This is a genomic window from Streptomyces lushanensis (assembly GCF_001700515.1).
In the GTDB taxonomy this organism is placed as follows: domain Bacteria; phylum Actinomycetota; class Actinomycetes; order Streptomycetales; family Streptomycetaceae; genus Streptomyces; species Streptomyces lushanensis.
In genome coordinates this window covers 1-11,731 of record NZ_MAUD01000177.1, presented here as the reverse complement: position 1 = coordinate 11,731, position 11,731 = coordinate 1, and the positions used below count along the sequence as shown (strand labels likewise).

Genomic DNA, 11,731 nt, shown 5'->3' with positions numbered 1-11,731 from the left:
GAGAACGGGGCACGCGCGGCTCCGGCTTGCCGTAACGGTCCTGGTGGGGCCGTGCGCGGGTCGGTGTGCGGGTCCGCGCGGGAGGTCGTTCTTGACCCGTCCTTGGACATAAACCCGTGGGGCTCCGTGGGGGACGTACCGCAAGATGGGGTCTGACCCCCGGCCCGACCACCCATCCAGGTCCTGTCCGGCCCCCCGTCCCGCCGCCGACTCCGAGAGACCCCGCGTGCTCATTCGACTTCTGCGAGCCCATCTCGCTCCGTACAAGAGACCCATAGCCCTGCTGGTGGCGCTTCAGCTCCTCCAGACGTGCGCCACCCTCTATCTGCCCACCCTCAACGCCGACATCATCGACAACGGTGTGGTGAAGGGGGATTCGGGCTACATCCTGGAGTTCGGCGGCATCATGATCGCCGCCAGTCTGGTCCAGGTCGTCTGCAACATCGGCGCCGTCTACTACGGCGCGCGGACCGCCTCGGCCCTCGGCCGCGACGTACGGGCCGCCGTCTTCGGGCGGGTACAGAGCTTCTCCGCGCGTGAGGTGGGTCACTTCGGTGCCCCTTCGCTGATCACCCGCACCACCAATGACGTCCAGCAGATACAGATGCTGGTCCTGATGTCGTTCACGCTGATGGTGTCCGCGCCGATCATGTGCGTCGGCGGCATCATCATGGCGCTCGGCCAGGACATCCCGCTCTCCGCGGTGCTGATCGCCGTCGTCCCGCTGCTCGGTGTCTCGGTCAGCCTCATCGTCAAGAGGATGCGACCGCTCTTCCGCACGATGCAGACGCGGCTCGACACCGTGAACCGGGTGCTGCGCGAACAGATCACCGGCAACCGCGTGATCAGGGCCTTCGTACGGGACGACTACGAGAAGGACCGTTTCAAGGAGGCCAACACCGAGCTGACCGATGTCGCGGTGTCCACCGGCCGGCTGATGGCGCTGATGTTCCCGACCGTGATGACGGTGGTGAACCTGTCGTCGATCGCCGTCGTCTGGTTCGGCGCGCACCGTATCGACAGCGGCGGGATGGAGATCGGCGCGCTGACCGCGTTCCTCGCGTATCTGATGCAGATCGTGATGGCCGTGATGATGGCCACCTTCATGTTCATGATGGTGCCGCGCGCCGAGGTGTGCGCCGAGCGCATCGAGGAGGTGCTGGACACCAGGTCGAGCGTCGTACCGCCGCAGAGCCCGGTGACGGAGCTGCGCCGGCACGGGCACCTGGAGATCCGGGGCGCGGAGTTCCGCTTCCCCGGGGCCGAGGAGCCCGTGCTGCGGGATGTGTCCGTGGTCGCCAGGCCCGGTGAGACGACCGCGGTCATCGGCTCGACGGGCAGCGGCAAGTCGACCCTGCTCGGGCTCGTGCCGCGGCTGTTCGACACGACGGGCGGCGAGGTGCTCGTGGACGGCGAGGACGTGCGGCGCCTCGAACCGGCGCTGCTGGCGAAGGCGGTGAGCCTCGTACCGCAGAAGCCGTATCTCTTCTCCGGGACGGTCGCCACGAATCTGCGCTACGGCAAGCCCGACGCGACCGACGAGGAGCTGTGGCACGCGCTGGAGGTGGCGCAGGCGCGGGAGTTCGTCGCCGCGCTGGAGGGCGGGCTGAACGCGGCCATCGCGCAGGGCGGCACGAATGTCTCCGGCGGTCAGCGGCAGCGGCTCGCGATCGCGCGCACGCTGGTGCAGCGGCCGGAGATCTATCTCTTCGACGACTCGTTCTCGGCGCTCGACTACGCCACGGACGCGGCGCTGCGCGCGGCGCTGGCGCGGGAGACCGCGGAGGCGACCGTCGTGATCGTCGCCCAGCGGGTCTCCACGATCCGTGACGCCGACCGGATCGTGGTCCTGGACGAGGGCCGGGTCGTCGGCGAGGGCCGCCATCACGAATTGATGGAACAGAACGAGACATACCGGGAGATCGTGCTCTCCCAGCTGACCGAGGCGGAGGCTGCCTGATGAGCGGTCCTGGCGGACGCATGATGATGGCGGCGGGGCCGGTCCAGCGGTCCACGGACTTCAAGGAGTCGGGCAAGCGGCTGCTGCGGCTGCTCGCCGTGGAGCGGACCACGCTGTGGTGGATGCTCACGGCCGGGGTGCTGAGCGTGGCACTGTCGGTGATAGGACCGAAGATCCTCGGACAGGCCACGGACCTGATCTTCGCGGGAGTCATCGGCCGGCAGACCCCGGAGGGCGCCTCCAAGGCGCAGACCATCGAGGGACTGCGGGCCAAGGGCGACGACGGGCTCGCCGATCTGCTCTCCGGGGTGGACTTCACCCCGGGCCACGGCATCGACTTCGGCGCGGTGGGCGAGGTCCTGCTGGTGGTGCTGGTGGTCTATGTGGCCGCCGGACTGCTGATGCTGGTCTCCACACGGCTCTCCATCCGGGTCATCAACAACACGGTGTACCGGATGCGCGAGGACGTCCAGGCGAAGCTGTCGCGGCTGCCGCTGTCGTACTTCGACAAGCAGCCGCGCGGTGAGGTGCTCAGCCGCGTCACCAACGATGTCGACAACATCTCGCAGACCTTGCAGCAGTCGATGGGACAGCTCATCAACTCACTGCTGACGATCATCGGTGTGCTGGGGATGATGTTCTGGATCTCGCCGCTGCTGGCGCTGGTCGCGCTGGTGACCGTGCCGCTGTCGGTGTTCGTCGCGGCGAAGGTCGGCAAGAGGTCGCAGCCGCAGTTCGTCCAGCAGTGGAAGGTCACCGGCACGCTGAACGCGCATATCGAGGAGATGTACACCGGGCACTCGCTGGTGAAGGTCTTCGGGCGCGCGGACGAGTCGGCCGAGCTGTTCCGCGAGCAGAACGACCAGCTCTACGAGGCGGGCTTCAAGGCGCAGTTCAACAGCGGGATCATGCAGCCGCTGATGCTCTTCATCTCCAACATCAACTATGTGCTGATCGCGGTCGTCGGCGGACTGCGGGTGGCCTCGGGCACCTTGTCGATCGGTGATGTGCAGGCGTTCATCCAGTACTCGCGGCAGTTCTCGATGCCGCTGACGCAGGTCGCGTCGATGGCCAATCTGCTCCAGTCCGGGGTCGCCTCGGCCGAGCGGATCTTCGAGCTGCTGGACGCGGTGGAGCAGGAGCCCGACGCGCCGTCCGTGGAGCGGCTGCGCAAGTCGCTCGGACAGGTGACCATCGAGCATCTCTCGTTCCGCTACGAGCCGGAGAAGCCGCTGATCGAGGATCTGTCGCTGGCGGTGGAACCGGGACAGACGGTCGCGATCGTCGGTCCCACGGGCGCGGGCAAGACCACGCTGGTGAATCTGCTGATGCGGTTCTACGAGGTGACCGGCGGCCGGATCGCCCTGGACGGACTGGACATCTCCCGGATGTCCCGTGCGGAGCTGCGCGCCAAGATAGGCATGGTCCTCCAGGACACCTGGCTCTTCGGCGGCACGATCGCGGAGAACATCGCGTACGGCGCGTCGCGCGCGGTCACCCGGGAGGAGATCGAGGAGGCGGCGCGCGCGGCCCACGCCGACCGTTTCGTCCGTACGCTCCCGGACGGCTACGACACCGTGATCGACGACGAGGGCTCCGGCGTCAGCGCCGGTGAGAAGCAACTGATCACCATCGCCCGGGCGTTCCTCTCGGATCCGGTGATCCTGGTGCTCGACGAGGCGACCAGTTCGGTGGACACCCGGACCGAGGTGCTGATCCAGAAGGCGATGGCGCGGCTGGCGCACGGCCGCACGAGCTTTGTGATCGCGCACCGGCTCTCCACGATCCGGGACGCGGATGTGATCCTGGTGATGGAGAGCGGCTCGATCGTCGAACAGGGCACGCACGCGGAGCTGCTGGCGGCGGAGGGCGCGTACGCACGGCTGTACGCGGCGCAGTTCGCGCAGGCGGTGGTGGAGGTCGACTGAGACGGCGGCCGACGGCCGGCGGGGACGCCGGCGGCCGGAAGTCGGCCGGGAACGGCCGGAAGTCGGCTGAGACTGCGGCGGTCGGCGGTCGGCGGTCGGCGGTCGGCGGTCGGCGGTCGGCGGGGAACGGTCCGGGCGGTTCGCACGTCCGGCTGCGCCGCGTCCGTACTGCCCCGGGGCATACCGCCTCGGGCCGTACGGGCGCGGCGCCGCTCTCAGTCCAGATAGCCCCGGAGCTGGTCGGCGTAGGCGTGATCGCGGAGTTTGCCCAGCGTCTTGGACTCGATCTGGCGTATGCGCTCGCGCGTCACACCGAAGATCCTGCCGATCTCCTCCAGGGTCCGGGGCCGGCCGTCGGCCAGTCCGTACCGCAGCTGGACCACCTTGCGTTCGCGCTCGCCGAGCGTGGAGAGCACGGCCTCCAGATGCTCGCGCAGCAGCAGGAAGGCCGCCGACTCGACCGGGGACGCGGCATCGCCGTCCTCTATCAGATCGCCGAGCGCCACATCGTCCTCCTCGCCCACCGGCGCGTGCAGGGAGACCGGTTCCTGCGCGAGCCGCAGCACCTCGCCGACCCGCTCGGCGGTCAGATCGAGCTGCCGGCCCACCTCTTCCGGGGTCGGCTCGTACCCCCGCTCCTGGAGCAGTCTGCGCTGGACGCGTACGACACGGTTGATCAGCTCGACCACATGGACCGGGACCCGGATCGTGCGGGCCTGGTCGGCCAGCGCCCGGGACATCGCCTGGCGGATCCACCAGGTCGCGTACGTCGAGAACTTGTAGCCGCGGGCGTAGTCGAACTTCTCGACCGCCCTGATCAGGCCGAGGTTTCCCTCCTGGACGAGATCGAGCATGGTCAGTCCGCGGCCGACATAACGCTTGGCCACGGAGACGACGAGCCGCAGATTGGCCTCGATCAGCCGCCGTTTGGCCATCCTGCCGAGCACGACCAGCCGGTCGAGGTCCAGCGCGAGCCGGGAGTCCAGATCGGTGGCGCCGCTCAGCTTCTCCTCGGCGAACAGACCGGCCTCGACGCGGCGGGCGAGATCCACCTCCTCGACGGCGGTGAGCAGCGGAACACGGCCGATCTCGCGCAGATACTGACGGAAGAGGTCGGAGGAGGGCCCGCCCGTGTCCGCTCGGCCGCCCCGCCGTGCCGGTGATTCGGGCACGAAGGGCACCTCCACGGGGTCCTCGGTCAAGGGCTCCGGAGCCAGGGCCGAGGGCTCCGCAGCCGGCGCCGGTAAGGCCGTCGACACAGTCGCCGCCACCGTCTCCGGGTGGTGGACGGCCCCGGGGTGGTGGACGGCCTCCGGGTGGTGGACGGCGCGGCTCTGGGACGGGACCGCGGCCGTGAACTCGCCGGGAGGCAGATTCGGTGGCACGGTCAGGGTCGAAGTCGGGGTCCGGTTCTGCACGGGGGGCGACCTCCAGGGTGATCGCTGCCGGTTCGGGGGCGTACGGCAGCGGGACGGAGGCGGCCGGGCCGTGCTCCGTCCCGTACACGATGAGCGGATCCGCGGGTGGTCAGGCGCCCACCGTCGGCAGGCCGGCCGCGCTCCGAAGAACTCAGGCACCGGAACCCAGTGTGGGGTACGACACATGACTGTCACGAGGGGCGTGCGGCGACTTTCTGCGTCCCGTACGTAACCGTGCCGTTACCCAGGAGGTGGGGAAGGTGTGCTCGGCGGAGTTCGACGCAAGGGCTGTCGACCGGGGGCACGAGGGCTGTCAAGGGGGCGCGAGGACTGCCGACCGGACGGAAGGCGCCGCCGGACTGGGCCCGGACGTATTGCCTACAGCGCGTTGGCGCCGTCGCTGCGGAGCTTGCGGCCGTACTGCTGGAGCACCCACAGCTCGTTCTGCACGGCGGCGAGATGGTCCGGCTCGGCATGGGTGCCGAGCCGCGTCAGTGTGCCGGTCACCTCACGGACCCGGCGGTCCACGGCACGCAGCCGTACCTGGACGAGCTGCTCCCCCGCGTAGATCTCGTCGATCGTCTTGCCGTGGAACACCTCCACGGCCAGCTCGGTGACCATGGCGCGCACCGCGTCGTTGGGCGCGGCCTCGCGGACCCGGGCCAGATACTCCGGAGCGGAGTACAGGCCCTGCTCGGCGCCGCCCGCCTCCGCTATGGCACGGCGTACGGCGGCGTACGGCGGCGCGGTGAACTCGTCCTCGCCGTAGGCGTCGAAGGCCGGCGAGACCAGCTCGGGCCGCTGGAGGGCGAGCTTCAGCAGCTCGCGCTCGGTGCGGTGGGCCGGGCTGCGGAGATGGAGCGCGGGCCCCGGGGAGCCGCGGCCGGGGCCCGCTCCGGACGGGCCGGGGCCGCCCGCGCCCTGGCGGGTCCCGCTCTCGTACGGCTGGTCCTCGTAGGGCCGGCCCGCCGGCCGGGAGCCGGGTGGCGCGGCCGGACCGCGGCCACCGCGGTCGCGTGCCCAGCGCGCCACCTGCCCGACGCGCTTGACGACGAACTGGGTGTCCAGGATGCCCAGAATGCCCGCGAGCTGGACGGCGACCTCGTGCTGCGAGGCGCCGTTCTTGATCCGGGCGACGATCGGCGCGGCCTCGTCCAGTGCCGCCGCGCGGCCCGCCGGGGTCTCCAGGTCGTAGCGCGAGACGATCTGGCGGATCGCGAACTCGAAGAGCGGTGTGCGCGGTTCGACCAGGTCCTGTACGGCTTCGTCACCCTTGGCGAGCCGCAGCTCGCACGGGTCCATGTTGTCCGGCGCGATGGCGATATAGGTCTCGGCGGCGAACTTCTGGTCGTCCTCGAAGGCGCGCAGCGCGGCCTTCTGCCCGGCCGCGTCACCGTCGAAGGTGAAGATCACCCGGGCGCTGCCGTTGTCCATCAGCAGCCGTCGGAGGATCTTGATGTGGTCGCCGCCGAAGGCCGTGCCGCAGGTGGCGATGGCGGTGGTGACGCCGGCGAGATGACACGCCATCACATCGGTGTAGCCCTCGACCACCACGGCCCGGCTGGACTTGGCGATCTCCTTCTTGGCCAGGTCCACGCCGTACAGCACCTGGGACTTCTTGTAGATCGCGGTCTCGGGCGTGTTCAGATACTTCGGTCCGTTGTCGTCCTCGCGCAGCTTGCGCGCGCCGAAGCCGACCACCTCGCCCGAGATGTCCCGGATGGGCCACATCAGCCGGCCGCGGAACCGGTCGATCGGGCCGCGGCGGCCGTCCTGGGAGAGACCGGAGAGCAGCAGCTCCTTGTCGCTGAAGCCCTGGCCACGCAGAAAACGCGTCAGATGGTCCCAGCCCGCGGGGCTGTAGCCGACGCCGAAATGCTCGGCCGCCGCCTGGTCGAAGCCGCGCTCGGCGAGGAACGTACGGCCGATCTCGGCCTCCGCGCCGCCGAGCTGCTCCGCGTAGAACCGCGCGGCGATCCTGTGTGCCTCGACCAGCCGGGTGCGCTCGCCGCGCTGGCTCGCCGGGTTGTAGCCGCCCTCCTCGTACCGGAGGGTGATGCCCGCCTGGGCGGCGAGCCGCTCGACCGTCTCGGAGAAGGAGAGATGATCGATCTTCATCACGAAGGCGATGGTGTCCCCGCCCTCCTGGCAGCCGAAGCAGTGGAAGAGACCCTTGCTCGGACTGACCTGGAAGGAGGGGGACTTCTCGTCGTGGAAGGGGCAGAGTCCCTTGAGATTTCCGCCGCCCGCGCTGCGCAGCTGGAGGTATTCGGACACGACGGCGTCGATCGGGACGGCGTCCCGCACCGCCTTCACGTCGTCATCGTTGATCCTGCCTGCCACGCGTGAATACTACGGGGGCGGGCGGGCGCCACTGGTCGGCTGTGGACAGTCGTGGCCGGCCGGCCGTGGACGGTCGCGGGTGTCGGCTGTGGCGGTTCGCGGGTGGTCGGCGCGGCGATTCGCGGGTGGTCCCGGTCGTCAGCCGTTCCGGGTGCCCAGGGAGCCGAGCGGGACGCCCGGGTCGGCGAGGGCGTCGGGGTCGTGCCGTTCGCCGGAGCGGATCAGACGCTGGATGTCCTCGGTGACGTCCCAGACGTTGACGTTCATCCCGGCGAGCACCCGGCGGTCCTTGAGCCAGAAGGCGACGAACTCCCTCTTTCCGGCGTCGCCGCGCACCACCACCTGGTCGTACGAGCCGGGCGGCGCCCATCCCGAGTACTCCAGGCCCAGGTCGTACTGGTCGGAGAAGAAGTAGGGGACGCGGTCGTGGGCGACGTCCTGACCCAGCATGGCGCGGGCGGCGGCCGGGCCTCCGTTGAGGGCGTTGGCCCAGTGCTCCACCCGCACCCGGACGGCGGAGCGGCCGGCGCCCGGAGCGGAGCCCAGGCCGGCGCCGGGACCGGCGCCCGGACCGGTACGCGGGAAGGCGAGCGGGAAGGCGGCCACGTCACCGGCCGCGTAGATGTCCGGGTCCGAGGTGCGCAGCGCGGAGTCCACGGCGATACCGCCGCCCTGGGCGCGATCGCCGAGATCGAGGCCCGCGGCCTCGGCGAGGACCGTACGCGGGGCGGCGCCGATCGCGGCGAGCACATCGTGGGCCGGGTGCTCCTCGCCGTCGTCCGTACGGGCCGACAGGACCATGCCGTCCTGGCCGATGATCTCGGTGAGCCGGGCGCCGAAGTGGAACCGTACGCCGTGCTCCTCGTGCAGTTCGGTGAAGAGCTGGCCCAGCTCGGGCCCGATGACATGGTGGAGCGGCGTCGGCGCGGTCTCGACGACGGTGACCTCGGCGCCGTAGCCACGGGCGGCCGAGGCGACCTCCAGACCGATCCAGCCCGCGCCCGCGATCACCAGATGGCCGTTGTCGCGGCCGAGGGCGGTCAGCGTCTGGCGCAGCCGGTCCGCGTGGGCGAGGCGGCGCAGATGGTGGACGCCGGCCAGATCCGTACCGGGAATGTCGAGACGGCGCGGTTCGGCACCGGTGGCCAGCAGCAGCTTGTCGTACCGCACGGAGGTGCCGTCACCGAGATGCACGCAGCGCAGGTTCCGGTCGATGGAGGTGACGGTCTGGCCGAGATGCAGTTCGACCTCGGCCTGGGCGTACCAGGCGGGCTCGTGCACGAAGACGCTGTCCCGTTCCTCCTTGCCGGTCAGATAACCCTTGGAGAGCGGCGGACGTTCATACGGGTGGTCGCGCTCGTCGCCGATGAGGATCACCCGGCCGGTGAAACCCTCCGAACGAAGGGTTTCCGCGGCTTTCGCCCCGGCCAGCCCACCGCCGACGATGACAAAAGTCCGATGTGCGTCGACCACTTGATGCCTCCTCTTCGCGCTGCCGCCATCTGCGAGCGTCCCGCACGGAGCGTGATGGCGAAAGAGGGAGCGCTCCACGGGCGTGTATCACTGCTGTGATCCGGCTACTTTCGTACAGACGCGGGCCAGGAGCGGTGAGGCATGAGGTGCGCATGTCGGTGGCCGGGGTCGGAGCGCCGGCGGTCAGGCGCGGCCGGTGAGCTCCGCGTGCAGGGTGCGGGCCGCCGCGTCGGTGAAGGACGCGATCTGGTCGACAAGGACACGCTTGCGCGCCCGGTCGTCGGCAGCCGCGTCGAACAGCGCGCGGAACTGCGGATCGAGCCCTTCCGGCGCGCGGGCCGTGAGCGCCTCGGCCAGCTCCGCGAGGACGATCCGCTGGTCGGCGCGGAGCGCCTCCTGTTCGGCGCGCTGCATAACATAGCGGTCGGCGACGGCCTTGAGGACCGCGCACTCCAGCCGGGCGGCGCGCGGAACGACCAGTTCGGCGGCGTACCGGGTGAGCGGGCCCGTTCCGTACGCCTCGCGGGTGGCGGCCTCTGCGGCCAGACAGAACCGGCCGATGAGCTGGCTGGTGGCGTCCTTGAGACGGGACTGCGCCACGGCGGAGCCGTCGTAGCCGCGCGGCCACCACTCCTGAGCCATGAGCCGGTCGAGCGCGGCGGACAGTTCCCCCGGATCGGTGTCCCGTGGCACATAGCGGCCGATCGCCACCGCCCAGATGCCGTGCCGCTCGGTCCCCGAGGTGAGCGCGGCCGGGACGACATGACCGGCGTGCAGGCCGTCCTCGAAGTCATGGACCGAGTACGCGACGTCGTCGGACCAGTCCATGACCTGCGCCTCGAAGCAGGTACGGTCCGCCGGCGCGCCCTCGCGGGCCCAGCCGAAGACGGGCAGGTCGTCCTCGTACACCCCGAACTTCAGCGAGTCCGGCCGGGTGGGGTGAGCACCGCGCGGCCAGGGGTATTTGGTGGCGGCGTCCAGGGTGGCACGGGTCAGATTGAGACCGACACTGACCGGATCGGATGTCTCCGTGAACCGGACGAACCGTTTCGGTTCGATACGGGTGAGCAGCCGGAGCGACTGCGCGTTGCCCTCGAAGCCGCCGCAGTCCGCGGCGAAGTCGTTGAGCGCCTGCTCACCGTTGTGGCCGAACGGCGGGTGGCCCATGTCATGGGCGAGACAGGCCGCCTCGACAAGGTCCGGGTCGCAGCCGAGCGCGGCGCCCAACTCGCGGCCCACCTGGGCGCACTCCAGGGAGTGCGTCAGGCGCGTACGGGGGCTGGCGTCCCATTCCTGGCTGCGTGATCCGGGGGTCACCACCTGGGTCTTTCCCGCCAGGCGCCGCAGCGCGGCCGAGTGCAGCACACGCGCGCGGTCGCGCTGGAACGCGGTGCGGCCCGGCCGCTTGTCGGGCTCGGGAGCCCAGCGCTCGGTGGCCGCGTCGTCGTAGCCGCCCGTCGGTGTGGCGAAGTGCGGCGGGGTCGTGCCCGTAATGCCTGCCATGCACCGAAGGTAACCGGAGTGGGTGGCGCGCGGGGGTCCGCGGAACGGCGGGAGGGTGTCCCGGGGGCCGGACGCGGAGGTTTTCCACAGGCTCACAGGCTGCGCCGGGGCGTTGTCAGACCGGTCTCCTACTGTGAGGCCCGTTCGGAACCGGAAGGTCGGGGAGGGGTCCTGCCATGGGCTGGATCGAGACGTCGGGCGGGTATGCCGTCGCGCTGGACGGCACTCGGGTGCTGTGCCGCAATGCCGCGGGCCGCACGTTGAAACAGGTGCCGCCGAAGCTCAAGGACGACACCGAGGTGGTACGGCTGCGGCAGTTGGCCGAATGGCTGGAGCGGCACGAGCGGGAGTGCCGGGAGCAGGTGGACCTCTGGCTGGTGCGTTCGCTGCCGGTTCCGGTGGCGCTGCTGGCGCGGGTGTGGCCGGATCCCGCCTGGCGGTCGGTGCTGCGCGATCTCGTGGTGGCGCCGGTGGCCGAGGACGGTTCCGCGGACACCGCGCGCGCCGGATTCCTGCGGGACGCGGATCCCGTGCGCGGGCTGGGCGTCGTCGATCTGGACGGCGACTCGGTGCGGCTGGATCCGGCCGAGGTGGGGGCGGTGCTGATTCCGCATCCGGTGCTGCTCGAAGAGCTCGCGGAGCTGCGGGAGTTCGCGGCGGAGCTGGGCGTGGAGCAGGGCGCCGAGCAGCTTTTCCGCGAGGTGTGGCGGCGGCCGGAGCCGGCCGGGGACGCTCCGGAGGGCGCGTCCGCGCAGGAGTGGCGTGCGTACGCCAACGGGAAGTTCGCACAGCTGCGGCACGCCACGACTCGCGCGGTCTCGCTCGGCTACCGGGTGCGCGGTGGCTATGCGGTGTGCCCGCTGGTCGAGGGCGGCCGGCAGCTGGAGGCGGCGTACTGGGTGGGTGACGACTATCCGGACGGGGAGACGCTGACCGGTTCGCTGGAGTGGCGTGACGCGGCCGGGCGGCGGCTGCCGCCCGCCGAAGTGGGGCCGGTCGCCTGGTCGGAGGGCGAGCGGATGGCCGCGCTGGTGTACGCGGGCCGTGTGGTCGAGGACGACGAGGAGGGGGCGCTGTGAACGGGCGACTGGCGGGCGGGGCACGGA

Annotated in this window: 7 protein-coding genes; 3 read left to right on the top strand and 4 right to left on the bottom strand. The window is 70.7% G+C overall.

The window, feature by feature from the left end:
* Nucleotides 1-226 precede the first annotated feature (226 nt).
* Together BFF77_RS16185 and BFF77_RS16180 are read left to right on the top strand one after the other, a co-directional pair.
* On the top strand, nt 227-1,960 hold the full coding sequence (locus BFF77_RS16185; RefSeq protein ID WP_066949736.1) for an ABC transporter ATP-binding protein: 1,734 nt from the start codon (nt 227-229) through the stop codon (nt 1,958-1,960).
* A complete protein-coding gene (locus tag BFF77_RS16180; RefSeq protein ID WP_066949735.1) occupies nt 1,960-3,888 on the top strand; it encodes an ABC transporter ATP-binding protein in 1,929 nt (642 codons plus the stop codon). The genes BFF77_RS16185 and BFF77_RS16180 overlap by 1 nt, the downstream gene beginning before the upstream one ends.
* 215 nt (nt 3,889-4,103) lie before the next feature.
* On the opposite strand, the gene BFF77_RS16175 is transcribed toward BFF77_RS16180, so the two are convergent.
* The 4 genes from BFF77_RS16175 to BFF77_RS16160 form a co-directional block, all read right to left on the bottom strand.
* The gene (locus BFF77_RS16175) at nt 4,104-5,405 is read right to left on the bottom strand and encodes an RNA polymerase sigma factor (protein ID WP_425424379.1); all 1,302 of its coding nucleotides are present in this window, start codon (nt 5,403-5,405) and stop codon (nt 4,104-4,106) included.
* A 279-nt stretch (nt 5,406-5,684) separates the two neighbouring features.
* The gene (gene dnaG, locus BFF77_RS16170; protein WP_066949728.1) at nt 5,685-7,649 is read right to left on the bottom strand and encodes a DNA primase; all 1,965 of its coding nucleotides are present in this window, start codon (nt 7,647-7,649) and stop codon (nt 5,685-5,687) included.
* 138 nt (nt 7,650-7,787) lie between these two features.
* Nucleotides 7,788-9,122 (bottom strand): NAD(P)/FAD-dependent oxidoreductase, encoded by a 1,335-nt coding sequence (locus BFF77_RS16165; protein ID WP_066949726.1) that lies wholly within the window; start codon nt 9,120-9,122, stop codon nt 7,788-7,790.
* Nucleotides 9,123-9,305: 183 nt separating this feature from the next.
* The gene (locus tag BFF77_RS16160) at nt 9,306-10,625 is read right to left on the bottom strand and encodes a deoxyguanosinetriphosphate triphosphohydrolase (protein WP_066949724.1); all 1,320 of its coding nucleotides are present in this window, start codon (nt 10,623-10,625) and stop codon (nt 9,306-9,308) included.
* Between the two features lie 176 nt (nt 10,626-10,801).
* On the opposite strand from BFF77_RS16160, the gene BFF77_RS16155 reads away from it, so the two are divergent.
* Complete coding sequence (locus BFF77_RS16155) at nt 10,802-11,704, top strand: DUF4132 domain-containing protein (protein WP_066949721.1); 903 nt, start codon at nt 10,802-10,804, stop codon at nt 11,702-11,704.
* Nucleotides 11,705-11,731 lie beyond the last annotated feature (27 nt).

Bases quoted from the DNA above. Each gene is read 5' to 3' on its own strand.
- BFF77_RS16155 (WP_066949721.1), top strand. From the start codon at position 10,802: ATGGGCTGGATCGAGACGTCGGGCGGGTATGCCGTCGCGCTGGACGGC.
- BFF77_RS16160 (WP_066949724.1), bottom strand. From the start codon at position 10,625: ATGGCAGGCATTACGGGCACGACCCCGCCGCACTTCGCCACACCGACG.
- BFF77_RS16180 (WP_066949735.1), top strand. From the start codon at position 1,960: ATGAGCGGTCCTGGCGGACGCATGATGATGGCGGCGGGGCCGGTCCAG.